This is a genomic window from Allomesorhizobium camelthorni, from assembly GCF_011045125.1.
Lineage (GTDB): Bacteria > Pseudomonadota > Alphaproteobacteria > Rhizobiales > Rhizobiaceae > Allomesorhizobium > Allomesorhizobium camelthorni.
The window spans coordinates 69,284-92,358 of the sequence record NZ_JAAKZF010000010.1 but is presented as its reverse complement, the minus strand read 5'-3'; the positions used below and the strand labels follow the sequence as shown (position 1 = coordinate 92,358).

Genomic DNA, 23,075 nt, shown 5'->3' with positions numbered 1-23,075 from the left:
TAGCCGGCGCCGAGAGGCGTCAGTCTTTCCGATACCCGGCCCAAACCCTTTAACTTTCCCAAGAACCAAATTGAACCGCGCTCGGATTTTGTCCGGCGCCGGAGGAGGAACCATGCATTTCGACAATGACAACTCGCCGACTCTTGTTTCGCTTAACACCGCTGCGGCCATGACCAGCTTAAGCCGCACAATGCTGAATCGCTATCGCGCAGAGAAACGCTTCCCGGTGGCTGTATTGCTCGGCGACCGCCGTGTGGCATTCGTCAAAAGCGAAGTCCAACAGTGGATTGACCAGCGCATCGCGGCGAGGGCGGCAGCATGATTTCCGAGAAAGTACAGGATCGCATCGACGCACGAAAAGCCGCATCTGAATCCGTCAACGATAACGCACCTCGTCAGACCAGCGCTTTTAAGCCGACCTTCGACTTCAAAGCCTATCGCGTCAGGTCAGTCGACTGCTCTGCAATGGCGGACGGCTTCACTCAGATTACGGTCGGATACTCGGCCGTGCGCGCGCCCAAAATCGTGTGGGCGATGGAGCTATGCACGGCAAGGACTTCGTTTCACCGCGGCTGCAGTCCTTTTTTTCTGCTATCGGTGTCGGACACCTTTCTCATATCCACGACGGCGACCAACTTGTCGGACGCTATTTCGCTGTCCGCGACGGGGGCAATAAGCCCGACGAATTCGCAACCTTGGAATACGCGTCCTCATGCCTTCGATGCGATATCGCGCGATTCAAAGATGGGGCAGCATATGCGGCGCAGTGTGCGGCTGAAGAAGCTTTGGGGGAGTACGCCATTGCCGCCTGAACCGAAAATTCAGCGCTTGAAGGTGGCGGGCGAATCCCCGTCGCCGAACGGCTTTCAGCGAATAGCGACGTTCGACGTCGAACTCACTCCGGACGTCACACTGTTGGGCTGCCGGCTGGTGCGAACGCCGTCTGGTGGCCTTCAGGCCTACCCTCCCGACGCGCGAGACGGATCCAGAAGCGCTGCTCTATCGCCAGCATTCCGAGACCACATCGCTGATATCGCCGCCCTTGCACTGGAGTCGTCAATTGTCCCCACTTCCCCGCCCGCAGCCTAAGCCTTCCTGCCCAATCCGTAATCATGTCGAAATGCTCCACCAACTCGCCGCCGGCATTGACGGCGTGCTTGTCGTATCCGTATTCCATGCCTCGCCGACTGGCGAACAAGACCGACCTGGCACAGTGACCCGCCACCCCGTGGGGGATGTGGACGGTATGCTGGCCGCAATAGATGCGCAGCAGGACGTTCCCGGCGCCAACTGCTACGTCGGCCTTCAAGTCATGCGGAAGGGCCTGGCCCGTGGCAAGCGCGGCACTGAAACGGACATTCTCGCGGTGCTCGGCCTCGTGGCTGATATGGACGGCGACACCGGCAAAGTGGGCGACCTGCCTATTGAACCCAATCTGATCCTCGAAACCTCGCCGGGAAATGGCCAACCATTTTGGCTGTTCGACGGTCCGCTGTCCGCGTCCGAGGCTAAACCGCTCGCCGCAGCGTTGAAGCGAGCGACCGGATCCGATCACGGCACGGCCGATATCGCCCACGTTTGGCGCGTGCCGGGAACCCTGAACCATCCGAATAAAAAGAAGCTGGAACGCGGTCGCTCACCGGATCCTGTTGGTGTCACCGTCGCGCAAGATTGGGACGGCACCCTGACCAGCGTCGACGAATTGCGCGTGGCGCTGGCGCCGTGGATGACGGCTGCCGCGGAAAAGCGGTCGGTCGAGGTTGGCGACCTGCCGACGATTGACGGCATAGCCGTATCGCCCGCCGCTGCAGAACTTCTTTCTGAGAACGATGTCGAAAAGCGTTCAGAACACGCTGCGGCCGTTGTCGAGAAGCTAGCTTTCGACGGCCACCCGGTTGAAGAGGCGTGCGCGCTGTTCTTGTCGGCCGAAGGCAACTGGCTCGCACGGTACGAAACCGAGGCTCGGGCACGCGCTGATTTCGAACGCATGTGGGGCAAGTTCGGCCAGCCGCACGTCGATGCACGCGAGGCCAACGCTAACGCGGTCGCGGACTTGGTGGCGAAGAAGGCCCTGCCTGAGCCGGCCAATGACAATGACCCAAAGGCCGCGCCGCCCCGCGTTCTCCCCGTACCGCCGCGGATGTGCTCGGATCCCTTCAGCCTGTCGTCGGCGGGATGGCTGCTGGCAGAAATCTCCGAGTGGATCACTTCAACCGCAATCATTCCCGTGCCCGAACTGTCCCTAACGTCGGCTATCGCCTTACTAGGCGGCATGTTCGGCGACCGTGCCCTCGGCCCAACTAGAAGCGGGCTTAACCTCTATCTGGCAACCGTGATGGGCGTCGCCAGCGGCAAAGGCCACGCGCCTAAAAGCATAATCACCCTCGCGTCGAACGCAGGTAAGCCCGGCGCAGTCACGAACGGTGACCCGACCAGCTACGCCGCAATCGAGCGAATATTACGCAAGAACATCTCGACCGTCTGCGTCATGGACGAACTCGGGGTGACGCTGCAAGACGTAAACAGCCGACACAAGAACAGTGCCGCAGCCTCGATCCGCAAGTTCCTACTGACCGTCTATGACCAGGCAGATTCGGTCTTCCACGGCCGGCAGTACGCATCCGACGAAACGAAGAAGGACGATTCACCGCTAGTCGGTCCGGCCCTTACGATTTTGGGAATGACCACGCCGACGACGCTTTACGCTGGCCTTTCCGACGACTCTCTGAACGACGGCTTTCTTAGCCGCTTCGTGTTCATAGAGGGTGCGGGGCCAGAAGAAGTAACGGCACCCAAGCTCAATCGGTCCGTTTCGTTGCCAAAGCCGCTCATTGCCAGCCTCAAGGCAGCATATGAGGCCTTTCCAAAGTCGGACCGGTCCGCCACTCAACTTCGTGCCCCGAAGTACCAGATACGGTTCGAAGGCGACGAGAGCGGCGACGCTTACAAACTGTGGGCCGAAGTCTTCCATTGGCAACATTGGAAGGGATGGGAGCCGCGGGAATACCATGTGAATGGTCGTGCCGCCGAAAACACAGTTCGGCTCGCCTCCATCCGGGCGATAAGTCGCGACCCTGCGAAACCACTCGTCATGGTGGAAGATGTTGAGTGGGCTTGGGCGATCGTGCACCGCTCGATCGCGATCATCACAGAAGGCGTCGAACGCCACATGGCCGGTTCCATAGCCGAGTCCTTACGCAAGGCGATCGTCCGGGCACTGTCACAAGCCAAGGATAAGACGCTGCCCTGGTCGCAACTGTTGCAGCGGGAAGGGGTCAGCCACGCCGAAGGCGACGACGTCGCCAAATCAATCCAGTGGCTGATCGAAACCGGCAAGGTTGTCGACCTGTCCGGCAGGTCAAAGCCTGGCGCGAGGGCGAGTTTCAAACTTTTGGACGAGGCAAAAGTTGCTTAGCAGTTCAAAAGTTCGGAGCACGAAAAGACCCTTCGAACTTTTGAAACTTTTGCCAAGTTTTGGCGACGACAAAAGTTGGGAGGTCAGAAAAAACCTAAAGAATATCAATGATATAATAGGATTATATATATAGAATATCTCTTACTTTTGAACTTTTCCCATCAGTTTGAGAATCCTGTTTTTCCGATATCTGACGTGGCTTTCCCCTGTCCGTCAGGGTAGTTGGGAAAAGTTCAAAAGTTGCAAAATTTCATCCGGTGACCAGTAGTAGGCCCTTAGCCGAACCATATGTACACGACGGTTGCTCCGACGAGGACCAGCAGGGCCGGAAGAATGAAGTCCATTGCCTGTGTCGCCACCGACGGATGGTCCTTTGCCATTGATTTGTCGAAGCTGAAATTGTGCTGAGAAGGCTTGGTCATCGCCGTGGCGCCACCCGTTTAACTTCGAATAGGCTGTCACACGGTCGTTAACGAGTGACCATCAAAACTCGTGCAATGTTAGCAATAGCTAAATCAAAGCAGTCGGTTGTTCGCGACTATTTGCTCCGCACGACGCCTTGCCCCGTCGCAATCTGCTAGTTTTCGACGGAGCATCTCGTCCGCTGGCGGTCGGAGCATCTTGTCTTTAGGGGGCAGCGCAAACGTCCTAATGGGTTCGTGCAACGCAGGAAGGACAGGATCGTGGTCCTGATGCGGCCGTCTGTAGGGTTCCATGGCAGATCCGTGAATCAATGGTCGCGGCCCAGTCAGACTGTGACGGGCATATGCAACAACTTACGCATCAAAACGCGAACTCTACTCCGGACTGACGAAGGTGACACCGAAGGGTGTCCTTTGTTGGGCGAAAGCACGCGAACAGGGCCTCGGAAAGGGGTTTACTTATTGATTTTTGCGCCGGGTCTACCGGTGCCTGTCGTACCAGTGCCTTGAGCGTTCTTCCGATTGGCCGACAGCCAGGCCGATAAGAAAGCCGATTACCCCGCCAAGGACGAAGACCGAACTAACAACGCCGGGATTTTCCCGAATGGGTGTCACAACGGCCTGTGCGCCGCGGGAAGCGGCGGCGACCATGTCGTCTCTGCGTTCCGCCAGCACCGCTCTTAGGTTGGCAAGTTCGCGACGAAGTCCATCGGCATCATCATCTTCTTCATTGGGGTCGTCAGCCATGGTGCTGCACTCCGGAGGTAATTGTCACGCGGAACGAAGGACGGTCCGCAATGGTTCCGGTGTGCGGGATCGCATCCCTCCCGCATTTACTGGCTAGGGGCGCATCGGGATTGGGGCACAGACTGACGCGAGATCTCAACGTGACAACCAGACGTCCCGTCGCCGATGCGACTTCTCGGCATCATAGTACTTATAATCTTCAAGCCGTTCTTTCACATCCTCAGTAACCAGACCAATCTGGTTGAGAAAATCTTCAAGTTCCGAGGGAGATGGTTCATAACCAATCCCCTTTCTTCGGTCTGCATTGAAAAATTCGTTCCACTTTTTCTTTTGATGCTCGTCCGACGGGGCCAAGCCTCTGGTCACATCGCTGGCGTAATCGAAACGAATGAACGGATATTCTGCTTCAGATATTCTGTCTAGGCGATCTTCTTCGATTCCTATGCGCCTCAATCCGTCAAACATCCGTCTTTTCAACGCCTCGTTCTGTGCCCGGCTCTGGCCACCCCATCGGCCGCCGCCCTGGACGATTTGTAGAACCAAACGAGCCTGCTCTTCGGCGAGGATGTGCAACTGCGAAACGGTGGCTTTGGCATCGTCCAATGCTCTCTGCATTTCGGCATGAATTCCAGTCGGAGAAAGCTTTAACGTTATTACATCCGCAAACCTCGACCCAAGAAGGCACAGGGCCGCTGCAATGAGTGTGATTGTTTGACCGTCCCAACCCTTCAGCACCAAGAAAACCAGCATGCCCAGCAAGACAACCGCGGCTGCACCGAACACATTTCCCCAAGGCTTTGCCATGTCTGTCTCCCCTTCAGCACGCCAATCTAACATACTCAACGGGACAACGATCAACACAATGCACTAGCACAGCGGGGCAGGGATAGCAGACTGGGGGGCATCACAGCCCGGAGCGGTGCCGCTAATACACGCGACGCCGCAGGTTTAGACGACATGAGCGCGGCAATTCTAAATATTGTGTCAGACATAACATAGGCGCACAACATATTGACTTTTGAAGCGAAAAAGTCTATATTTATATTACACATAGCTTCGGCATTGCGCCGCCCGCCGCCCTGATTTTCCACATCCAAGGATCCATTCATGACCGCGACCAATGCCGGCGCCGCGCGCGCCGTTGCAGCAGAGCATGCTAGCCGCATAGAAGCAGTCTCCCTGTCGGCGGTCGCAGATACCGCGGCAACCTATGACCCCTACGAAGCGGCAAACGATAACATAGCCGCAGCACAACAGCAGCAAACCACACCCATGCCCGCCGACCGCATTCTCGGCTGGTTGTTCACGGAGGGCCACATCGGCCAGGACGAACGCGACGCGGGCGAGCACATGATCAAACTGGCGTCGATAGCGCGTTCTCCTTTGACGTCCGCTATGGTTCGCTACACCGCCCGCGATGCCGATCGCAAGTGGCGACCCGTTGAGGTTCAGCGGCATACGATCAGGCCGGCGCTGGACAAGATCATTGAGTCCATCCGCTACGAGCCCCGCCGCAAAGCCACGGTCCAAGCATTCGTGGTCGATGAAACCAATATCGACTTGGACAGCCCACATCGCGTTGCGCAGGGCCTTTCCGACGTTGCCCGTTACCTCTGGGGCCGTCCTGAAGCCGTAACGCGCATCATGGTTGCAGCCAACGATAACCAGCCGCAGGCCGACAAGGCCTCGGCCAAGGGCGGTGTGTTCCGCGTTGCAGACAATCTGCAGCGGATGCATACGGCAAAAAATCTGGATGATGATCCAGAAACGAACGATGCGTTGTTTGCTGCGGGCTTACGCTATGCGCAGGATCACCATCAGGCTGGTTTGTCGCCGCTAGGCGCTGTCGACTACAGCCGCGTGGTCGTGGATGGCGGCGGGCAGCAGAACTCCGCAGACAGCAGGGCGGTTGCTCGTGACCGGTATCGAGCCGCACGCGAGCTGCTGGGCAGCAGATACGGCGGTGTCGTTGAAGGCGTGGCGGTCGAAGGCAAGTCGCTGGGCGAGGTTGGCGCCGAGATCACGCGATACCGCGACCGTGGAAAGGCCATTGCGGCGGCAGGCGAACGCCTCAACGCCGGTCTGCGCTTGTTGGCTGTGCGGTACGGGATCCTGCGGTCATGAAGGCACCATACGACTATTCCCACATCCGCCAGAAAGATGGGGAATCGCTCGCCGAATACTACACGCGAGTTGTTGCCGATTGGGCCGTTGTGGAGAGCAAAGGCAGGGTGGCGCGAGTGCGGCATGCACTACACCACATGGAAGGGTTGGCGGAGGGAGCGGGCCTGGCAATCGCGCGTCGCGAAGGGGAAGAACACCTCAGGCAGGAGACCGCGCGGCTGCAGAAACGCATTGCCGACCTGGAAGCAGTAGTGCGCGGCAGCGTGTCCAAGGTGGAGGCGGAAGAAGAGCGGCGGAAGGCTGCTGTTGGGATGCGAACTCGGGCAGGGTTATTGGCAGAAGGGCCAGACGGCGAGCCGTGGGGACTATCCGAAGCGATCTATGCTTTGCCGCCGCCGTCAAACAGGTGGACGCAAGGAATATTGACCTAATCATATACATGACAAAGCATGATTCAGCGGTCTATGATTCGGGTGTGTGGACAGGTCGGATTTTTTCGTGAAGGAATGTCGTCAAGTGGGTTGGAATTTTGATTTGTTTGCGTAATGTGTGCGATGGAGGCGGTGGGGATCGAACCCACTAGACCAAAGGTCGGAAGCCCGGACTAGCACCAAGCCGCCCCCACAACCTCCCCTGATGGACCGGGGAGGAAGGCACCCGCAAACATTGCCGGGTACGCCAACCAGCAGAGCCCGTTGGGGCGGGTGTGTGAGACCTAGGAAGCGATCACACCCCTCCATCGCGCTGGCACGTATGACAAAAGGCGACTCGCTTTCGCCCGTCAAGGGTTCGTTTCCGTAAGTTTTACCAACCCCAACATGTTGTGGGCCGCGAATGTGGATAGCGGGGAGTACAATGGTAGAATCGACCGGCGACGACGCCGACGACAAAAAATTCAACGAGACGCTAAAGCGGATGCTCAAGACGCCGCCAAAGCCGCATGAAAAGCGCGGCCTAACTAAGGATGATCCAAAACAGAAACCAGTTGGAATCCGCAAAGATCACAAGATCTGAAGTGGCTTACCGATTGTGAGAAAAACCTGCTAGATTGCCCTTGGGGATCATGGGGGGCCGATCTACAGATGGCAAAATCTGAAATCGCCAAGACTGGGCAGATCGCGCCTCCCGTCACCTATTTCACATATGACGAGGAGAGGGTTGAACACATAATCTCGGATGACAAGCTCATGCTCGTAGCAAATGGCGGCAAAGATATTTCGTTCGACATTTGTATCTGCGCGTTTGGCATTGCCTTGGGCTACGCGCAGAACTTTGTAAACGTGGTGACCAATGTAAAGGCGGGTATTCCCGTAGACCCGTGGCAGGGCTTTGGCTCCGCCATATTCTTGGCGGCTGCGGCCGTTTTTACTCTGACGGCATTGCACCACAAGCGCAGCAGCACGAATGTCAGTGAATTACTTACTCAGATAAAGAGCAGAAAGGTCGGTGTCATGGGTGAGGCCCCATTTGTTGGGGGGCAACCATTTGCGCCCGATCCTTCTAAAGATACTTCTTCAACCACTGGCTGACTGCATCAGTATAGCCCTGCCACGCAGCCTCACCCGAAAGCCTGGCGACGACAAGTTTGTCATTCGTGTCGAGGCAAGAGGAGAGAGAAGCACGGATTTGGACTGAGGTCTGGTCCGAAATAACAAACCAGACAGACTGCTGTACATGCCAATGAGTGCCGTATTGTTTAAGCTTTTGAATCAGGCATTCGTAATTCTGCCCTTGCTTATGCAGATCGTACGCGACGATGTATGACGCCATAGGAAACCCCCGCCGGAAACCGTTCGCTACTTAGCACGGTTTTTCGCTTTACGTATCGCCAAAAACCTTCGCGCCTTCTGCTTAGGCGATTGGCTTCACCGACAAGCCACCCTCCTCGTGCGCACCATGCGCACCGAGTTTGCTATGATTGATTCAGGATTAAGTATTGGGGGTGGCGAAAGCCGCCCGTTTCGTTTCGGCGCGCAGCTTATTTGCGGCCGACCCCGTGCAAGAGATTAGCACGGGGGACCCCACCCGCAATCAGTAGCCGTGACCGCGCATAGCGCGGATATTGTGCCCTAGTCAGGTACAGCGGAGTGATTGCGGGCTGACATACCCGTGGCACTGCTTCGGCATGCGGCCATGGGAACATCACCGCAGCGCGTGAAGACGCGACGCGGTGCGCCCCGCTCCCGCCGGTCGCAAGTGGCTGCGGTTGAGCGGGGCGGCTAACTGGCGATCTATCGCGTGCGATTATTGAAATCGTCGACTGCGCTGCTGTATTCCTCAGCGGCCGCCTGGTTCGCTCTCTGTGCCTGGTCAACGGCTTCCTGCGCTTCCCGATTATTGCAGGAGATGAAAGATTCCACCTCGGACTGATAGTCCTCCATATCGTCCTTGCAACGGTCGAACTCCCATTCATCATCGAAGGAACCGTAGTCCGATGCGCATGAAGGCGCCGAGGGCTCCGAGCAATATGCAAACGCAAAGTTTGGGTAAACCAGCGCGAACGCCACGAGCGCTCCCAGCGCAGCACCTGACAATCCCATCCCGTTCCCCTCCAGCGGCCACGGATAGCTAAGCACCAAGACGCATGGCGAACAAGCGCCCTCACCACCGTTCCACGGAAGCCAAGCAATACCACCACCTCTACAGCGACAAGCGCTGGTGTGGCCCGCAGGGCATTCGGCAGCAGGCACTAATCCGCGACCTTTACGCCTGCCAGCGTTGTGGCTGCATCCTGGTTGCCGGTAATCGCCATCATCCGCGGGCCGCTGTCGTCAACCACAAGGTCAGACACCGGGGCGACCCAGCATTATTCTTCGACCTAGAGAACACCGAGAGCGTCTGCAAAACAGACCACGACACGCTGATCCAGCGGGAAGAGGCGCGAGGCTACACGATCGGTAGCGACGTCAATGGGCGGCCGGTTGATCCGAAGCATCCTTGGAATCGATCGTGACCTCACATCTGGTCGTTGTAAGGTTCTTTCATTTGGCCAACCATTCGAGCCAATTTTGAAAACGACGGTATATCAGCCTCCGGCTGACACTGATTGGCCAGTTCCAGCAGTCTGATCGGGAAGTTGACAGCATCGCGACTCGACGGTGACATCCCGTCAGACCGTTCTTCGCCGGTCTCGCTTGCTTCAGCTTTGCGCAAGGCTATGTCTATTTCCTCAGCCGAGAGCACTCCCTTGCGGACAAGGACATGATTGATCGATGCGATGGCCATAAGCAGGCCTTCGAGTTGCAGGTTGGCCACGTTCATTGCTCTTCCTCCATTCGGTAAGCTCCAAACGCGCGAACGTCTGAACTGATCCAGGCGGGAGGGGGGGGTCGAAAGCCCCCAGCTAGCCGCTCCCATACCCGTGCCCCTCCTCCGTTCGCAATGAGATGAATTTTGGGATGGGGGGATGTCGCCCGTTTCGGGAGGTAACCCCATGAGCAGAAACGCTATTCAGGACGTTGAAGGCGGATTGATTGAGCCCGATTGGGCGTCTCTATTCGCCGAAGTAGCCGATGCCGAAGCCGCTCATGAGCAGTGGTCGATCGTTTGCCGCGAACTCCGGGATGCCGGAACGCTGGCCGTTTCGAACGGCCACGCGATCAAACGCCTTGTTGAGTTTCGGGTGCAGTTCGAGCGGTCTTCCCGCCACGTCGCTGAGCACGGGCCGATCATTACGGCGAAGCGCGCCAAGATCGGCCAGTGGAACCCGCACTGGTCGGTAATGCGACAGGCGGACGAAGCCATCCGGGCAATTGAATCGGAGTTGGGAATTTCACCGGCTCGCCGAGGGAAGGTAACGAAGGTGGCGCGTGGCAAGAAAACCTCCCGCGCCGCGGACGCGTACCTCAAACCCGCGTCCGAGTGACCCGACGACTGCTTACGCAACTGATGCTGTGGCCGGCAGGATTGTAGCTGGCGAGCACCATATTGCAGCCGCCGAGCGGCACCTGAAGGATTTGCGCGATGGACGCGCCCGTGGGCTGCATTGGCGCCCCGAACTTGCCGCGCGAGCGATTGGCTTTCCGCCAGCGGTTCTGAGCGTAACGGCCGGCGCACATGAAGGTCGCCCCTTCAACCTGCTGCCGTGGCAGTTGTTCTGCACGGGCAACCTATTCGGCTGGCGCAAAGACAGCGGCCGAATGCGCTTTCGATCCGCATGGGTCGAGACCGGGAAAGGCCAGGCGAAGAGCCCCTGGATGGCAGCCACAGGGCTGTACATGGGCGGGTGGCATGGCGTTAAGCGCGCCGAAGTCTATGCGATCGGTCAGGACCGTGCGACCGCGAACGTTCTGTTTCGTGATGCGGTCGCCATGTGCCGGGCAAAGATACCCGGTGGCGAAGAAGACGAGCACGATTCACTTCTGACACGCGGCGATGTGGTCATCCGCGGCGAACTCGACAACGCCTGGAAGATTGAGTTTCCGGAATCCGGAAGCAAGTTTCAGACGCTGGCGAACGGCGAGGCCATATCCGGCCCGCGTCCGACGCTTGTGGCGGCCGACGAGATCCACGAGTTCAAATCGAACTCATCGATCGAGACGTGGAAACGGGCCATCGCAAAGATGCCCGGCGACGCGCTGATGCTGCTCGGCACCAACACGCCAGCGTCGACGCAGATCGTCGGTACGGACTATTCTGAATTTTACCAAAAGGTCGCTACTGGCGAAGTCTTGGATGACGAGGCGTTCGCCTTCATCGCTCGTGTCGACAAGGCCGACCGTGAGAACGTCTTCGATAATGAGAGTTGCTGGCCAAAGGCGCTGCCGGCGCTCGGCGTAACGTTCCCGGTCGAGAACATTCGCGGCGAGGTGAATACGGCGCGTGTTCTGCTTTCGACCGCGTTTTCGGTCAAGCGGCTTTATTTCGGGATTCCGATCGGTTCGACCGATTTCTGGATTTCCGAGGAAGCCTGGTCAGCCGTTCAGAACCCCGTTGATCCAGCCGCCTTTAAGGGGCGCAAATGCCACCTCTCGTTGGACCTGTCGGACAAAAACGACCTTACGGCGCTCTCCGCTGCATGGGGGCAGGACGATGGCCGGCTTGCGGTCAAAACCTGGTATTGGACGACACAAAGCGGCCTGAAAGAACGCGCGCTCGCGGACAACGCAAAGTACGTCGAGTGGGATGCTGATCCGTTGGTCGACTTCACGGCTGTCCCCGGCGCCGTGATCGACAAGACCTTTGTCGCCGAACAAGTCAAAACGCTGTGCGCTGAGCATGACGTCCAGTTCCTCGCCTTCGATAGTGCCGGCATGGCGGACTTCATCGCGGCCTGCGAGGCGATCGGGTTCGCGGTCTGGAAATATGAGGGGCCGGACAAGCCCGAGGGTCAGGGTCTGAAGCTTGTCGCTCACGGCCAAGGCAAGCGTATCGTGTTCGAAGATCGGGCACTCTGCATGCCGCGGTCTGTTGAGAAACTGGAAGATCGAATCCTCGCCGGAACGATCGACATCGACAATTCACCTGTGACCTACATGTGCGCCGGCAACGCCTTTTTGGATGCTGACGGCCAAGGCAACCGCGCCTTTGATAAGAAACGGTCGCGTGGCCGTATCGATGGCCTGGTAACGATCGCGATGGCCGCTGGCGCCGCGGACAATGACTTCGACGGTACGCCAGTCTCCCCTTGGGACGATCCGGCCTACAAATATCAGGTGGCATAATGGGCTTTTTTGATCGCTGGCGAGGGCGCGAACAGCGCTCCTCGATCGAAGACCCACGTGTTCCGATATCTTCGCCGAATATCATCACCTTCCTCGGTCTGGACGCTATTTCAGCTTCCGGAGAAGCTGTCACCATTGACTCGGCGATGGGAGTTCCTGCGGTTTGGGCCGCGGTGAACTTCATGTCAGGCACGCTGGCAGGCTTGCCGCTGCACCTTTATCGCAGGACCGATGAGGGCAGGGAGAGGGTCAAGGGTGGCCTAGCCACTATCCTGCACGATGCGGTCAATGACGAAACGTCCAGCTTCGAATGGCGGAAGCATTGCTTCGACCAAGCCTTTACGGGCGGGCGAGCATATTCGTTCATCGAACGGAGTGCCGGACGCAAGGTCACGAACCTGTGGCCGCTTGATCCAACGAAGACCGTGGTTAAGCGTGAAGGCGGACGGAAATTCTACCAGTATACGGATGGCAGCCGCACCCACCGGTACGACGCGGCGGAAATCATAGACATCCCGTTCATGCTGAAGAGCGACATGCTCCAGCATCGATCGCCGATCTTGGCGAACAAAGACATCATCGGCCTGGCGCAGGCTGTCACCAAATACGGCGCCAAGTTCTTCCAGAACGGCGGCGTGCCACCGTTTGTTATTGAAGGGCCGTTCCAGTCGCCCGGCGCGATGACGCGTGCGGCCGAGGATTTATCGGCCGCCGTACAGAAAGCAGCCAGGGAGAGCCGGCTCGCTCTTTCATTGCCACTCGGCCACACGCTGAAGCAGATCGGCGTCGACCCCGAGAAGAGCCAGCTTGTTGAACTGCAGCGGTTCATAATCGAGCAGATTGCCCGAATTTATTCGCTACCTCCGACGTTCTTGCAGGATCTGACGCACGGAACCTTTTCCAACACCGAGCAGCAAGACCTGCATTTCGTGAAGCACACCCTAAAGCGGTGGGTGGAGCAGTTCGAGCAGGAACTGAACCTTAAGCTCTTTGGCCGCGGCAACACCCGCCAATACTGCGAGATGAATGTCGACGGATTGCTCCGTGGGGATTTCAAAACCCGCATGGAGGGTAATGCGCGTGCCATTCAGACCGGGCAGCTTACGCCGAACGAAGCCAGAGCAATGGATAACCGCAAGGCGATGCCGAACGGCGACGACCTGCTGATCCAAGGCGCAACGGTGCCGCTCGGCACACAACCGGTCATGCCGGTGCCGGCCAATGACAACGATGAACCGAAGGCGGATGCCGCATGACGAAGATTGAGAAGCGCACGGCGCTACTCGGCGTGGAGACCCGCGCTGCAGACGACGGCAAGCGTACACTGGCCGGGTATGCGGCGGTCTTTAATAGTGACGCAGACCTGTATGGCATTTGGATTGAGAGGATTGAGCCTGGCGCATTTACGCCGGCCCTTTCCGCAGATGTTCGCGCGCTAGTAGACCACGACACAGGCCGAGTGATCGGCCGTACAAAGTCAGGAACGTTGCGATTGGCGGAAGACGCCAAAGGCTTGCGCGTTGAGATCGACGTGCCAGACACCACGGACGGCAACGACCTTTGGACTCTGGTTGAGCGCGGCGATATCTCCGGCATGTCCTTTGGGTTCATTGTGACGAAGCAGGAATGGGACGAGAGTGTCGAGCCGCCAATCCGCACGATCAAGGAAGTCGAACTCCTTGAGGTAAGCGCGGTTGCGTTTCCGGCGTACGACGACACTTCAATCGGCAAGCGATCACTTCAAGAGTGGCGTGATGCACGGTCCAACGAGACCATAAAAGATCCGGCGGCGACGTCGGTTAACCGGGCAGCCGCGAACCTAAAGCAGCGGCTGGCCATGCGCTTGGACTTGAAAGTCCGCACCGGCGCCTAGTCGCCGTTTCCAACCACACCTCATCCACACGCACGGCTCGCCTCGGCGGGCCGTTTTCTTTTGGAGAATTCAATTGACCGTACAGATTACCGAGCTTCGCGAGAAGCAGGCCCGCATTGCTACCAACGCTCGTGCGAAATTCGACGAGATCAATGACAACACGCCGGCCGATCGCGCGGCCGAAATCGAACGCGAATTCGACGCCATGATGGTCGAGCACGACGCCATCGGTGCGCGTGCGGAACGGCTTCAGAAGCTGGAAGACGCTGAGAAGCGCGCCAGCCAGGAGGATCCCCGTCGGCCGAAGGGCGAAAATGCCGAGGCCCGCAGCGGCGCCGATACCGTGCCCGAGTACAGGGATGTTTTTGCGAAAGCGATCCGCTTCGGTGCCGCTACCCTGACTGGAGACGAACGCAGTATCCTCATGGAGGGCCGCACGGATGTACCGGCGGAAATCCGTGCGCAGGCGACCGGAACCGATGCCGCGGGCGGATACACCGTTCCCGAAGGCTTCTCCGGCGAGATCGATAAAGCCATGGCTGCGTGGGGTCCGATGTGGGACGCGAACATCGTTCGCGAACTGACCACTTCGACCGGCAATCATCTGCCGTGGCCGACCGTCGATGACACCTCCCAGACAGGCGAGTCCAAGGCCGAAAATGCCGCGGCGACCGATGACGGATCCGGCGATGTTGTCTTCGGCGAGAAGGCCCTCGACGCCTATGTCTACGATACAAAGATCGTGCGCATCCCGTTTGAGCTTCTTCAGGATTCTGCTTTCGACATAGAAGCGCTGATGAATGATCTGTTTGGCGAACGCCTCGGCAGACGAGCGAATACAGCGCTGACGACCGGCACCGGAGTTAGCCAGCCGCACGGCATCGTGACCGCTTCCTCGCTCGGCAAGACTGCGGCGTCGGGCACGGCGATTACGGCGGACGAGCTGATCGACTTGGTTCACTCGGTCGATCCAGCCTACCGTGCCTCGCCAAAGTGCCGCTGGCAATTCAACGACTCCACGATGGCCACGATCCGCAAGCTGAAGGACGGCCAGGGCAACTATCTATGGCAGATGGGCGACGTTCGCGCCGGTGAGCCGGATCGTATTCTGGCGCACACGTATTCGGTGAACCAGGCGATGGCGAACATCGGACTGTCAGCGAAGCCGATCATCTTCGGTGATCACAGCCGCTACGTCGTGCGCAAGGTCCGTGGCTTCACCGTCCTGACCCTCCGCGAGCGTTATGCCGAAAACTTCCAGGTCGGCATGGTGGGCTTCAAGCGCTTCGACGGCGAATTGCTGAATACCGCAGCGGTCAAGCACCTCGCCAACGCGGCGGCGTAATTCGGCTTTGCAATGTGGCGGGCGGCTTCGGTCGCCCGCTCGTATATTACGGCGGAGGCAAACTAATGAAAATCAAGCTCCTTGTGTCGCGCTGTGGACCTGCCGGCGCATTCGCCCCCGGCGATGAAATCGACGTGGGGGAGGCCGAGGCAAAGCGCATGTTCGAAGCACAGCCTCCGCAGGCCGTGCCTGTGCGCGAAGCCCGACTGGCGACGGAAGTCGCGGCTAAGAAGGGTAAGTGATGTGGACCGGGGTTTCCGTCGTCACAAGGCCCACGGGCGAACTGATCACGCTAGCAAGGCTGAAGGCCCGCCTGCGGATCGACCACAATGACGACGACGGCCTTCTTGCCGATCTGATCAAGGGCGCCATCGCACGCGTGGATGGTCCTTCCGGCATCGGCTGCGCCCTTATGGAGCAGACGTGGCGCAAGTCCATGGACTGCTTTCCTTGTGTGATCATACTCCCTGGTGCGCCGATCAAGAGCATTGCGGCCATCACGTACGTGGATGCGGAGGGCGCTACGCAGACGCTAGACAGCGCCGATTATCGCTTCGACCTCGATAGCGAGCCGGTCCGTATCGCGCCGGCTTACGGCACTGCGTGGCCGTCAACTCGACACGTGATCGGCGCCGTTAAGATCGATTACAGATTAGGCGAGACCGAAGCCGCGAATGTTGAGCAGGACTTGATCGACGCCGTTTGCCTGATAGTGGCCCATCGCTACGAGAACCGCGAAGCGGTTGTTGCCGAGAGCGCCCACGAGCTACCGCTCGGCGTTGAGTGGATTTTAAATGAACATGCCCGAGGGCATGTAGCCTCGTAAGCCCTAGCCGCCCTTCTTGGGTGCAATGGCCGGCTTCTCTCCGGGTTTTCGCTTTTCGCTTTCGAGATGATCGACGTCGAAAGGCTGCGCCGGGCCGGTAGGCATATGACGTCCGTCCATGGGGCTATCGTCAGGGTCTTCATCGCCTACAGCGGTGCCACCCTGACGTTGCTTCGGAATTTTACTCATCGCGCGCGCTCCTTTCGAGCGGCAACGCATGGCACCTCGTTTGGTGCCAACAAACAAAAGGGAGGCCAACGGTGGCCGATATCATCATCAACGCGGCGAATGTCGTCGCAGGCAGCAATGGCACAAAAGAGGCCGGCACGGCAGGCGAGGCGATAACGGCAGGTCAAGCCGTTTACCGCGCCAGCGCAACAGGCAAATACATGCTGGCTGACAACGATTCCGCTACGGCGGAAGTGCGTCAGCCACGCGGCATTGCGCTGAACGGCGCGGCGGCGAACCAGCCCCTCACGATTGCGCGTCCTGGCAGCGACATCACGATCGGTGGCACGCTAACCGCCGGTACGGACTATTACCTCTCGGCGGTGCCAGGAGGGATTTGCCCCCGTGCCGACATCCTGGCGGGCGATTACGTCTGTCTGCTTGGACTGGCCAAGAGCACATCGGTTCTCGCGCTCGATATCCAGTACCCGGGCGTCGCGCTCTAGTACCATGGCGAAGAAGCCAGCCGCGGGCAGCCTCAAATATCGAGTCGACTGCCAGAAGCGAACCGAAGTCGACGATGGTTACGGCAACACGGTCAGCGGCGACTTCGAGACCCAGTTCACCGTCAGCGCTGCTTACCAACACTTGCGGGGAGGCGAGGGCGTGATTGCCGCGCGCCTCGAAAACCGTCACCCGATGATCGTCTCCGTACGGGCATCTTCGGCCACAAGGCAGATCACCTCCGATTGGCGGCTGGTCGATACTCGCAATGGTTCCGCCTTTGCCATTCGCGATGTGACGCATGAAACCGATCGCGCATGGATCTCGCTCCTGGTTGAAAAAGGAGTTGCGGCTTGATGCCTTGGGTTCGCTTCACCACGGATTTCGATTGGAAGCCGTGTCCGCAGGTAACCATCGCCTACCGCGCCGGCCAGGAGGTGAACGTAACCACGCTCTGCGCCGCGAAAGCAGTGAAGGCAGCCAAGGCCGTTCGTTTCTCGAAGTCGAAGAAATCCGATGCGCATCAAAACTAAAATTGAGGGCCGTGATGCGGTCATGCGTCGATTGCGGCAATTGGTTCCCGAAGCCGAGAAGGAGCTTGCCAAGGCCCAGCTTGAGGGCGCGCAGGAACTGGCGGAGCGCATCCGCCCAAGGGCGCCCGTAGGAGAGCCTGGCGGCGGGCAATATGCTGCCAGTATCAAAGGCGAACGCATTGCCGGTCGGGAGGTAGCGAAGCCGAGGAAAGGCGCAAAGGGTCAAACTAAGGATCCGAACGCGACCGGGATTTTCGCGAGCCCGCTTTGGCATCTGCTCGAATTCGGCACCGCCGAGCGGTTTCACAAATCGGGCAAGTCTGTCGGTGCTGGTCCAGCCATTCCGCACATCTTCCCGACCTATAGGGCGTTTCGAAAGCGCCTTCGCCGCATGATGGCGGGTGCAGTTAGCAAGGCCGTTCGCAGGGTTCGTAACAAATGACCTCGCCAGCCAAAGAACTGCAGGGCGCGATCGTCTCGCGCCTAAAGGCGGACGCGACTGTGGCTGCGTTGGTCGAACAGCGCATCTACGACCATGTTCCGCGGTCGACGACGGGCGACGTTTCCGCGACCTTCCCGTTTGTTGGAATAGCCAATTGGCAGGAGATTTCGGACGACGCTGATTGCATCAACGGCTTCCAGATATTCGTCGACATAGATTGCTGGTCTAGGAGTGTTGGGTTTCCGCAAGTCCACGACCTAGCTGATGCTGTGCGGGCTGCGTTATCGGATGCCGAATTCGCCTTAAGCGCCAATGCGCTCGTCTACTTTGAGTGCCGAGAGAACCGGACTTTCCGTGATCCCGACGGCCTCTCCAGTCACGCGGTCCTCACCTTCGAAGCCTTCGTAGAGCAGCCGTAACCCTCACCTAGAACGTACCCACCAACAGCCCGCCATTGTGCGGGCTTTTTCATTTTGAAGGAGCCACGACATTGGCACAGCCGACGACCATAAAAGGCGGCAAAGTCCGCGTCCTACTCGACCTGACGGGTGGCGGAACATACACCGCGCCGTGCGGTTTCACATCGAAATCAATCACTCTCAACAAGGCGCTGAACGATTTCCAGATTCCCGACTGTGACGATCCGGACTCGGTCGACTGGCTTGGTCGCGATGCGGTGTCGCTCTCCATGTCCGTAAGCGGAGAAGGCGTTCTTGCGTCCGAATCCGTCGAGACGTGGCTCGACGCTTGGGAGGATGTGGACTCTGTTGCCGTCAAGGTCGAGTGGGAGTTTCCCGCCAAGACGATCACCTGGACTGGCAGCATGCACGTCGAGAACTTTGACGTCGGCGCACAGAACGCCCAGCGGGCAACCGCCTCGGTTTCGCTCCAGTCAGACGGCGTCATGACGCGCGTGGTGACCTAATGAGCCGCGACGCTTCAGTCACGCTCGACTTCGCGGATGACACTTATCATTTTCGCCTCGCATGGGGCGAAATTGAGAAGCTCCAGGAGGAGCGCGACACCGGCCCGTATGTGATCCTCGACAGACTCCTCACTGGCCGGTGGCTTGTTCAGGACATCGCCTCGACGATCCGGCTTGGCCTGATCGGCGGCGGCATGGAACCGATCGCGGCGCTCAAGCTCACGCGGTCCTACGTCGAAGGCCGGCCGCCTCTGGAAAACCTCGTCGTCGCGCAGCGCGTGCTGGGCGCGGGGCTTCTGGGGGCATCCGACGAGGATGAAGTCGGAAAAAAATCCGAGGCGGCAAGTCCGGAGGAGGAGAAGTCCCTCTCCCCAACGGAAAACTCCGATTTGCCGCCATCTACGGGAACGGAGCCATCCTCGGCTTCACGCCGCAAGAAGTCGGCCGGATGAGCGTCTGGCAGTACATGGCCGCCCTTGATGGCCATGCGCGAGCGAATGACCCCGACGGCGACAAGAGATTGTCTGGCAGCGAGCAGGACGAGCTCTGGGATTGGCTTCAAAGCAAGTAGCTACTCGGCGATCTGCGCCTTGAAGCGATCGAACGTGTTGCGCTCATAGGCTCCCAGATCTGCGTGGATAGCGCATGTACGCGCATCCAACCTGTCGCCCTTGCTGATGTGGCCGGAGGTATCCACCAGGCGTGTGGCGAGGGCGGTGCAAGTTCCCGACCTCGCCAGTTCTGATGCCCGCCCTACGGTGGTGTCGCGGACGATTTGCCGGACTCGTGCTTGTTCGGCGGCTTGCTGCGCTTCGTAGGCGCGATACTCGCCCCAGAAAAAATAAGTGACTGCTGCGATCACCATCACACACGTGATTGCTACCAATGCGCGCATAGCGAGACCCCCCATGGCCGGCGATACTGAAGATCTTGTTCTAAGCATTTCGGCAGACGTGCGCCAGATGCAGCGCGCGCTTTCGCGTTTGACTGGCGACACGGCGAAGACGACTGCTGTCATTCAGCAGCAGTTCGACAGCATGGGCGACGTCGGCGGCAAAGCCTTCGACAAGATAGCGGACAACGGCAACCGGGCGTTTTCGAAAGGCTCGCAGAGCGCTGCCAAGTTTGGTCAGGCGATGAAGGTGTCGAGCCTTCAGACCGGCAACCTGGCCGCGCAGATCAACGATATCGGCGTGCAGCTTGCCGGCGGCCAGTCGCCATTCCTGATAGCTCTCCAACAGGGCACGCAGATCAACCAGGTGCTCGGGCAAGGCGGCGCGCGTGGCGCAGTGGCTGCTCTTGGCGGAGCATTCGCTTCGCTGATTAACCCGGTGTCGCTGGCGACGATCGCCATCATTGGCCTCGGCGGTGCGGCGGTCCAATACGTCACTTCGTTCCTTGGCGACAGCAAGGATATGGCAAAGGCTCTGAAGGAAGAGGCCGAGCTGATCGATAAGGTCGCCCAGAAGTGGGGCGATGCACTCCCCGCGCTGAAAAAATACAATGACGAGCGCAAGCGGCTTCAGGAAGAGACGGAGATTACCACCGCGGTCGAGGCTGTCGCGCAGGGCGAATACGAGAAGATCCGGGAGATCATTAAGGACGTTCGCGGAGAGATCGGCCGGCTTGTCGTCGACCTCCAGCAGGCGGGGACCGAAGACACTGATATCCTGAAGCTGCAGAAGGTATTCAACACACTCTTCGAAGAGGTCGAGGCTGGCAACGCCAAGTTCGAACGGCTGCGTCAGGTTCAGGCTGCGCTCAACGATCTGTTCAAGAATACCGGCATTCCCGCCGCAAAGGACATGGCTGATAGCATCGGCCAGATTGCGGATGAGCTTGAGCGCGCCATTGACGCGGCGAACCAGCTTCGTGCTGAGAACGCTATCCGCGATTTCTTCCAGCGGACGCCGCTCGGAACGCTGGGAGGCCTCGGCCCGATCACAAGCGGCGGCGGGCAATTCCTCAACCCGGGCCAGTTGCAGGATTTCCGGGCCTCCAACACACCTTCGCAGTTCGAGCGGGATCTCGAACGGGCAAGTGGCGCGATCGACAGCTTCGTCGACCGTGTGATCAAGGCGGAAAGCGGGGGCGACCCGAACGCCAAAAATCGCGATTCCTCGGCGACGGGGGTTGGCCAATTCCTAAAATCGACTTGGCTCGAACTGTTCCGGCGCCATTTTCCCGAACGCGCTCAGACCATGGGTCGCGATGCGATCCTTGAGCTTCGCAAGGACGCGGACGTTAGCCGTTCTCTGATCAGGGCGTATGCCAAGGAAAACGCGGCGGTGCTTCAGCGGGCCGGCGTCTCGGTCAACGAGGCTGCGCTGCAGCTCTCGCATTTCCTCGGCGCGGGCGATGCCGCAAAGGTTCTTCGAGCCGCACCTGGAACGCCTCTCGCCGGTCTGATTTCGCAGGCGTCGATCAATGCCAACCCAACCATTCTCGGCGGCGGCCGAACGGTCGACGATGCCATCTCCTATGCGGAACGCCGCGCCAGCGCATCGACATCGACGAGGACGGCGCGAGAGAAGCGGACTCCGGCCGATATCTTCGCCGGTAGCACCCAGCAGATTCAGGCGCGCATAGATCTGATCAATGCCGAGATCGAAGCGCAGGGCCGGCTAAATCCTCTGATCGAGGACTATGGATTCGAGGTCGAAAAGGCGCGCATCAAGCAGCATCTCCTCAACGATGCCAAGAAAGCCGGTGTTGAGGTAACGCCGGCCCTTGCCGCTCAAATCGACCAACTGGCCGGAAACTATGCAAGGGCTTCGGCCAGTGCAGATCAGTTGCGGGCCAGCCAGGAGCGAGCGGCGCAGGCGGCGGTGGAATTCAGCGAGTTCAGCAAGGATTTGCTCGGCGGCTTTATCCAAGACCTTCGGGAAGGCAAGGACGCATCGGAGGCGTTCGCCAATGCGCTGCAGAAGGTAGGCGACAAGCTGCTCGATGTCGGCCTGAATGCGTTGTTCGGCGGTGGCGGCGGCGGTCTGTTCGGAGGAGGTGGCGGCCTCTTCGGGGGCGCGATCATCCCCGGCATTTTGCACAATGGCGGCGTGGCTGGGCAGGACGGCTATGGGCACGGCCGCGCGGTCTCCCCATCGGTGTTTGCGGGCGCACGGCGTTATCACCAGGGCGGCGTTGCAGGGCTTATGCCAGGCGAGGTGCCCGCGATCCTGCAGAAGGGTGAAGTCGTCATTCCGAAGGGTAGTTCCGCCGCTGCTCCGCAAGCCGTCCACGTAACGGTCGGCGTATCGGCAGACAACAACGGCAATCTTATGCCGTTCGTTGAATCGGTAAGCCAGAGGACGGCTACGCAGACCACGCGGCAGGGCTTGGCGACTTACGACAAGCAGATGAATCGGTCGTTCGGCGGGCGGATGGCGCAAGCGCAGGCGAGGGAGTTGTAAATGGCCACACTGCTTTGGCCGATTCACGTACTGCGCGCCCGCGACATTTCTGTGGACGTCTCGCCCCGATCTCTTCGCGGGCCAGCGTCTGTTTCTGGCTTTTCGCAGGTTGTTTCGTCGGATGCCGGCCTGTTTAAAATTACACTCGGCGGAATTATTATAAGGAGCCGCGCTGAAGTGTTGGCGTTCCGCGCCATCGCCAACCTTTTGGAAGGCCAACTCAATCCAATAAACATACCAATTTGCCGCGCCTACCAACCTGTACCAGCAGGCGCCGTAGCGGCTGGCCTTTACGATGAGGTTCCGCATTCCGACGACGCCTACTTCGATGACGACACAGGCTATGTCGGCACGGTTATCGACGTGGTTGCCGCGGCTAACGCTGCGGTGCGCGCTGTCTCGATGACGGTCACGGTAAATTACGCGGGCGATATCGAAAGCGGGCAGCATTTTAGCGTCGGCGACGGCCGCCTCTATCGAGTGCGAACGTTCGACGCAGACACTGGCGCACTAACGTTTAGGCCGCCCTTGCGGGAAGCGGTTACGGCAGGCGATCGGTTGGAATTCGATAATCCAATTCTGAGGTGTCGTTTGGCGGCGGATGATTCCATGAATTTGGAATTAGCCGGCAGGCGCTTCGGTTCTCCGAGCGTCGCGTTCCTAGAGGACATCTGAGCC

The 23,075-nt window shown here is 59.1% G+C and carries 31 protein-coding genes; 24 read left to right on the top strand and 7 right to left on the bottom strand.

Annotation, left to right across the window (positions count from 1 at the left end):
* The first annotated feature begins 112 nt into the window (after nt 1–112).
* From G6N73_RS10680 to G6N73_RS10670, 3 genes are read left to right on the top strand one after another with little or no spacing between them, the layout of a single operon-like run.
* The gene (locus tag G6N73_RS10680) at nt 113–322 is read left to right on the top strand and encodes a helix-turn-helix transcriptional regulator (protein ID WP_165027371.1); all 210 of its coding nucleotides are present in this window, start codon (nt 113–115) and stop codon (nt 320–322) included.
* Nucleotides 319–1,089, top strand: a complete 771-nt coding sequence (locus G6N73_RS10675; RefSeq protein WP_165027369.1) for a hypothetical protein — start codon at nt 319–321, stop codon at nt 1,087–1,089. The genes G6N73_RS10680 and G6N73_RS10675 overlap by 4 nt, the downstream gene beginning before the upstream one ends.
* A gap of 31 nt (nt 1,090–1,120) precedes the next feature.
* The gene (locus G6N73_RS10670) at nt 1,121–3,415 is read left to right on the top strand and encodes a DUF3987 domain-containing protein (protein WP_246251878.1); all 2,295 of its coding nucleotides are present in this window, start codon (nt 1,121–1,123) and stop codon (nt 3,413–3,415) included.
* Nucleotides 3,416–3,690: 275 nt separating this feature from the next.
* On the opposite strand, the gene G6N73_RS10665 is transcribed toward G6N73_RS10670, so the two are convergent.
* From G6N73_RS10665 to G6N73_RS10655, 3 genes are all read right to left on the bottom strand, one after another.
* A complete protein-coding gene (locus G6N73_RS10665; protein WP_165027367.1) occupies nt 3,691–3,837 on the bottom strand; it encodes a hypothetical protein in 147 nt (48 codons plus the stop codon).
* Between the two features lie 480 nt (nt 3,838–4,317).
* A complete protein-coding gene (locus G6N73_RS10660; protein WP_165027365.1) occupies nt 4,318–4,584 on the bottom strand; it encodes a hypothetical protein in 267 nt (88 codons plus the stop codon).
* Between the two features lie 135 nt (nt 4,585–4,719).
* Nucleotides 4,720–5,388 (bottom strand): hypothetical protein, encoded by a 669-nt coding sequence (locus G6N73_RS10655; protein ID WP_165027363.1) that lies wholly within the window; start codon nt 5,386–5,388, stop codon nt 4,720–4,722.
* Nucleotides 5,389–5,691: 303 nt separating this feature from the next.
* On the opposite strand from G6N73_RS10655, the gene G6N73_RS10650 reads away from it, so the two are divergent.
* The 4 genes from G6N73_RS10650 to G6N73_RS10635 all read left to right on the top strand — a co-directional run bounded on the left by G6N73_RS10650 (nt 5,692) and on the right by G6N73_RS10635 (nt 8,237).
* On the top strand, nt 5,692–6,708 hold the full coding sequence (locus tag G6N73_RS10650) for a hypothetical protein (RefSeq protein ID WP_165027360.1): 1,017 nt from the start codon (nt 5,692–5,694) through the stop codon (nt 6,706–6,708).
* Complete coding sequence (locus G6N73_RS10645) at nt 6,705–7,139, top strand: hypothetical protein (RefSeq protein WP_165027357.1); 435 nt, start codon at nt 6,705–6,707, stop codon at nt 7,137–7,139. The genes G6N73_RS10650 and G6N73_RS10645 overlap by 4 nt, the downstream gene beginning before the upstream one ends.
* Before the next feature lie 424 nt (nt 7,140–7,563).
* Nucleotides 7,564–7,722 (top strand): hypothetical protein, encoded by a 159-nt coding sequence (locus G6N73_RS10640; protein WP_165027355.1) that lies wholly within the window; start codon nt 7,564–7,566, stop codon nt 7,720–7,722.
* A 68-nt stretch (nt 7,723–7,790) separates the two neighbouring features.
* On the top strand, nt 7,791–8,237 hold the full coding sequence (locus tag G6N73_RS10635) for a hypothetical protein (protein ID WP_165027352.1): 447 nt from the start codon (nt 7,791–7,793) through the stop codon (nt 8,235–8,237).
* Nucleotides 8,238–8,939: 702 nt separating this feature from the next.
* Here the strand turns inward: G6N73_RS10635 and G6N73_RS10625 are convergent.
* Nucleotides 8,940–9,248, bottom strand: coding sequence for a hypothetical protein (locus tag G6N73_RS10625; protein WP_165027346.1), 309 nt, complete (start codon nt 9,246–9,248; stop codon nt 8,940–8,942).
* A 44-nt stretch (nt 9,249–9,292) separates the two neighbouring features.
* On the opposite strand from G6N73_RS10625, the gene G6N73_RS10620 reads away from it, so the two are divergent.
* Nucleotides 9,293–9,661 carry an HNH endonuclease gene (locus tag G6N73_RS10620; RefSeq protein WP_165027342.1) on the top strand — a complete coding sequence of 123 codons (369 nt, stop codon included), beginning with the start codon at nt 9,293–9,295 and terminating at the stop codon, nt 9,659–9,661.
* 2 nt (nt 9,662–9,663) lie between these two features.
* On the opposite strand, the gene G6N73_RS10615 is transcribed toward G6N73_RS10620, so the two are convergent.
* A complete protein-coding gene (locus G6N73_RS10615) occupies nt 9,664–9,969 on the bottom strand; it encodes a hypothetical protein (RefSeq protein ID WP_165027339.1) in 306 nt (101 codons plus the stop codon).
* A gap of 172 nt (nt 9,970–10,141) precedes the next feature.
* Between G6N73_RS10615 and G6N73_RS10610 the strand changes: the two genes are divergently transcribed.
* The 7 genes from G6N73_RS10610 (at nt 10,142) to G6N73_RS10580 (ending at nt 16,415) form a co-directional block, all read left to right on the top strand.
* Nucleotides 10,142–10,573: a P27 family phage terminase small subunit gene (locus G6N73_RS10610; protein WP_165027336.1), complete on the top strand. Its 432-nt coding sequence runs from the start codon at nt 10,142–10,144 to the stop codon at nt 10,571–10,573.
* Nucleotides 10,518–12,371 (top strand): terminase TerL endonuclease subunit, encoded by a 1,854-nt coding sequence (locus G6N73_RS10605; protein ID WP_165027331.1) that lies wholly within the window; start codon nt 10,518–10,520, stop codon nt 12,369–12,371. Before G6N73_RS10610 ends, G6N73_RS10605 begins: the two co-directional genes overlap by 56 nt.
* A complete protein-coding gene (locus G6N73_RS10600; protein ID WP_165027327.1) occupies nt 12,371–13,627 on the top strand; it encodes a phage portal protein in 1,257 nt (418 codons plus the stop codon). Before G6N73_RS10605 ends, G6N73_RS10600 begins: the two co-directional genes overlap by 1 nt.
* A complete protein-coding gene (locus G6N73_RS10595; RefSeq protein WP_165027324.1) occupies nt 13,624–14,244 on the top strand; it encodes an HK97 family phage prohead protease in 621 nt (206 codons plus the stop codon). The genes G6N73_RS10600 and G6N73_RS10595 overlap by 4 nt, the downstream gene beginning before the upstream one ends.
* Before the next feature lie 73 nt (nt 14,245–14,317).
* Nucleotides 14,318–15,589 carry a phage major capsid protein gene (locus G6N73_RS10590; protein WP_165027321.1) on the top strand — a complete coding sequence of 424 codons (1,272 nt, stop codon included), beginning with the start codon at nt 14,318–14,320 and terminating at the stop codon, nt 15,587–15,589.
* A 65-nt stretch (nt 15,590–15,654) separates the two neighbouring features.
* The gene (locus G6N73_RS10585; RefSeq protein ID WP_165027318.1) at nt 15,655–15,831 is read left to right on the top strand and encodes a tudor domain-containing protein; all 177 of its coding nucleotides are present in this window, start codon (nt 15,655–15,657) and stop codon (nt 15,829–15,831) included.
* Complete coding sequence (locus tag G6N73_RS10580; protein ID WP_165027314.1) at nt 15,831–16,415, top strand: head-tail connector protein; 585 nt, start codon at nt 15,831–15,833, stop codon at nt 16,413–16,415. The genes G6N73_RS10585 and G6N73_RS10580 overlap by 1 nt, the downstream gene beginning before the upstream one ends.
* 3 nt (nt 16,416–16,418) lie before the next feature.
* On the opposite strand, the gene G6N73_RS10575 is transcribed toward G6N73_RS10580, so the two are convergent.
* Complete coding sequence (locus tag G6N73_RS10575; protein ID WP_165027311.1) at nt 16,419–16,604, bottom strand: hypothetical protein; 186 nt, start codon at nt 16,602–16,604, stop codon at nt 16,419–16,421.
* 71 nt (nt 16,605–16,675) lie between these two features.
* On the opposite strand from G6N73_RS10575, the gene G6N73_RS10570 reads away from it, so the two are divergent.
* From G6N73_RS10570 to G6N73_RS10540, 7 genes are all read left to right on the top strand, one after another.
* A complete protein-coding gene (locus G6N73_RS10570; protein WP_165027308.1) occupies nt 16,676–17,089 on the top strand; it encodes a hypothetical protein in 414 nt (137 codons plus the stop codon).
* 4 nt (nt 17,090–17,093) lie between these two features.
* The gene (locus tag G6N73_RS10565) at nt 17,094–17,444 is read left to right on the top strand and encodes a head-tail adaptor protein (protein ID WP_165027305.1); all 351 of its coding nucleotides are present in this window, start codon (nt 17,094–17,096) and stop codon (nt 17,442–17,444) included.
* Nucleotides 17,441–17,620: a hypothetical protein gene (locus G6N73_RS10560; RefSeq protein WP_206078794.1), complete on the top strand. Its 180-nt coding sequence runs from the start codon at nt 17,441–17,443 to the stop codon at nt 17,618–17,620. The genes G6N73_RS10565 and G6N73_RS10560 overlap by 4 nt, the downstream gene beginning before the upstream one ends.
* Nucleotides 17,604–18,062 carry an HK97 gp10 family phage protein gene (locus tag G6N73_RS10555; RefSeq protein WP_165027301.1) on the top strand — a complete coding sequence of 153 codons (459 nt, stop codon included), beginning with the start codon at nt 17,604–17,606 and terminating at the stop codon, nt 18,060–18,062. Before G6N73_RS10560 ends, G6N73_RS10555 begins: the two co-directional genes overlap by 17 nt.
* Nucleotides 18,059–18,481 carry a DUF3168 domain-containing protein gene (locus G6N73_RS10550; protein ID WP_165027299.1) on the top strand — a complete coding sequence of 141 codons (423 nt, stop codon included), beginning with the start codon at nt 18,059–18,061 and terminating at the stop codon, nt 18,479–18,481. The genes G6N73_RS10555 and G6N73_RS10550 overlap by 4 nt, the downstream gene beginning before the upstream one ends.
* 71 nt (nt 18,482–18,552) lie before the next feature.
* On the top strand, nt 18,553–18,987 hold the full coding sequence (locus tag G6N73_RS10545) for a phage tail tube protein (RefSeq protein WP_165027297.1): 435 nt from the start codon (nt 18,553–18,555) through the stop codon (nt 18,985–18,987).
* Entirely contained in the window at nt 18,987–19,439 is a 453-nt protein-coding gene (locus tag G6N73_RS10540; RefSeq protein ID WP_165027294.1) for a gene transfer agent family protein, read from the top strand. The genes G6N73_RS10545 and G6N73_RS10540 overlap by 1 nt, the downstream gene beginning before the upstream one ends.
* Before the next feature lie 119 nt (nt 19,440–19,558).
* Here the strand turns inward: G6N73_RS10540 and G6N73_RS10535 are convergent, their stop codons facing one another.
* On the bottom strand, nt 19,559–19,852 hold the full coding sequence (locus tag G6N73_RS10535; RefSeq protein ID WP_165027292.1) for a hypothetical protein: 294 nt from the start codon (nt 19,850–19,852) through the stop codon (nt 19,559–19,561).
* Between the two features lie 43 nt (nt 19,853–19,895).
* On the opposite strand from G6N73_RS10535, the gene G6N73_RS10530 reads away from it, so the two are divergent.
* Both G6N73_RS10530 and G6N73_RS10525 read left to right on the top strand, forming a co-directional pair.
* Nucleotides 19,896–22,397, top strand: a complete 2,502-nt coding sequence (locus tag G6N73_RS10530) for a phage tail length tape measure family protein (protein ID WP_165027289.1) — start codon at nt 19,896–19,898, stop codon at nt 22,395–22,397.
* Entirely contained in the window at nt 22,398–23,072 is a 675-nt protein-coding gene (locus tag G6N73_RS10525; RefSeq protein WP_165027286.1) for a hypothetical protein, read from the top strand.
* Nucleotides 23,073–23,075: the final 3 nt, after the last annotated feature.

Bases quoted from the DNA above. Each gene is read 5' to 3' on its own strand.
- G6N73_RS10635 (WP_165027352.1), top strand. From the start codon at position 7,791: ATGGCAAAATCTGAAATCGCCAAGACTGGGCAGATCGCGCCTCCCGTC.
- G6N73_RS10555 (WP_165027301.1), top strand. From the start codon at position 17,604: ATGCGCATCAAAACTAAAATTGAGGGCCGTGATGCGGTCATGCGTCGA.
- G6N73_RS10655 (WP_165027363.1), bottom strand. From the start codon at position 5,388: ATGGCAAAGCCTTGGGGAAATGTGTTCGGTGCAGCCGCGGTTGTCTTG.
- G6N73_RS10670 (WP_246251878.1), top strand. From the start codon at position 1,121: ATGCTCCACCAACTCGCCGCCGGCATTGACGGCGTGCTTGTCGTATCC.
- G6N73_RS10675 (WP_165027369.1), top strand. From the start codon at position 319: ATGATTTCCGAGAAAGTACAGGATCGCATCGACGCACGAAAAGCCGCA.
- G6N73_RS10645 (WP_165027357.1), top strand. From the start codon at position 6,705: ATGAAGGCACCATACGACTATTCCCACATCCGCCAGAAAGATGGGGAA.
- G6N73_RS10600 (WP_165027327.1), top strand. From the start codon at position 12,371: ATGGGCTTTTTTGATCGCTGGCGAGGGCGCGAACAGCGCTCCTCGATC.
- G6N73_RS10620 (WP_165027342.1), top strand. From the start codon at position 9,293: ATGGCGAACAAGCGCCCTCACCACCGTTCCACGGAAGCCAAGCAATAC.
- G6N73_RS10615 (WP_165027339.1), bottom strand. From the start codon at position 9,969: ATGAACGTGGCCAACCTGCAACTCGAAGGCCTGCTTATGGCCATCGCA.
- G6N73_RS10625 (WP_165027346.1), bottom strand. From the start codon at position 9,248: ATGGGATTGTCAGGTGCTGCGCTGGGAGCGCTCGTGGCGTTCGCGCTG.
- G6N73_RS10580 (WP_165027314.1), top strand. From the start codon at position 15,831: ATGTGGACCGGGGTTTCCGTCGTCACAAGGCCCACGGGCGAACTGATC.
- G6N73_RS10550 (WP_165027299.1), top strand. From the start codon at position 18,059: ATGACCTCGCCAGCCAAAGAACTGCAGGGCGCGATCGTCTCGCGCCTA.
- G6N73_RS10650 (WP_165027360.1), top strand. From the start codon at position 5,692: ATGACCGCGACCAATGCCGGCGCCGCGCGCGCCGTTGCAGCAGAGCAT.
- G6N73_RS10535 (WP_165027292.1), bottom strand. From the start codon at position 19,852: ATGGTGATCGCAGCAGTCACTTATTTTTTCTGGGGCGAGTATCGCGCC.
- G6N73_RS10565 (WP_165027305.1), top strand. From the start codon at position 17,094: ATGGCGAAGAAGCCAGCCGCGGGCAGCCTCAAATATCGAGTCGACTGC.
- G6N73_RS10575 (WP_165027311.1), bottom strand. From the start codon at position 16,604: ATGAGTAAAATTCCGAAGCAACGTCAGGGTGGCACCGCTGTAGGCGAT.
- G6N73_RS10585 (WP_165027318.1), top strand. From the start codon at position 15,655: ATGAAAATCAAGCTCCTTGTGTCGCGCTGTGGACCTGCCGGCGCATTC.
- G6N73_RS10530 (WP_165027289.1), top strand. From the start codon at position 19,896: ATGGCCGGCGATACTGAAGATCTTGTTCTAAGCATTTCGGCAGACGTG.
- G6N73_RS10640 (WP_165027355.1), top strand. From the start codon at position 7,564: ATGGTAGAATCGACCGGCGACGACGCCGACGACAAAAAATTCAACGAG.
- G6N73_RS10660 (WP_165027365.1), bottom strand. From the start codon at position 4,584: ATGGCTGACGACCCCAATGAAGAAGATGATGATGCCGATGGACTTCGT.
- G6N73_RS10665 (WP_165027367.1), bottom strand. From the start codon at position 3,837: ATGACCAAGCCTTCTCAGCACAATTTCAGCTTCGACAAATCAATGGCA.
- G6N73_RS10610 (WP_165027336.1), top strand. From the start codon at position 10,142: ATGAGCAGAAACGCTATTCAGGACGTTGAAGGCGGATTGATTGAGCCC.
- G6N73_RS10680 (WP_165027371.1), top strand. From the start codon at position 113: ATGCATTTCGACAATGACAACTCGCCGACTCTTGTTTCGCTTAACACC.
- G6N73_RS10540 (WP_165027294.1), top strand. From the start codon at position 18,987: ATGAGCCGCGACGCTTCAGTCACGCTCGACTTCGCGGATGACACTTAT.
- G6N73_RS10525 (WP_165027286.1), top strand. From the start codon at position 22,398: ATGGCCACACTGCTTTGGCCGATTCACGTACTGCGCGCCCGCGACATT.
- G6N73_RS10595 (WP_165027324.1), top strand. From the start codon at position 13,624: ATGACGAAGATTGAGAAGCGCACGGCGCTACTCGGCGTGGAGACCCGC.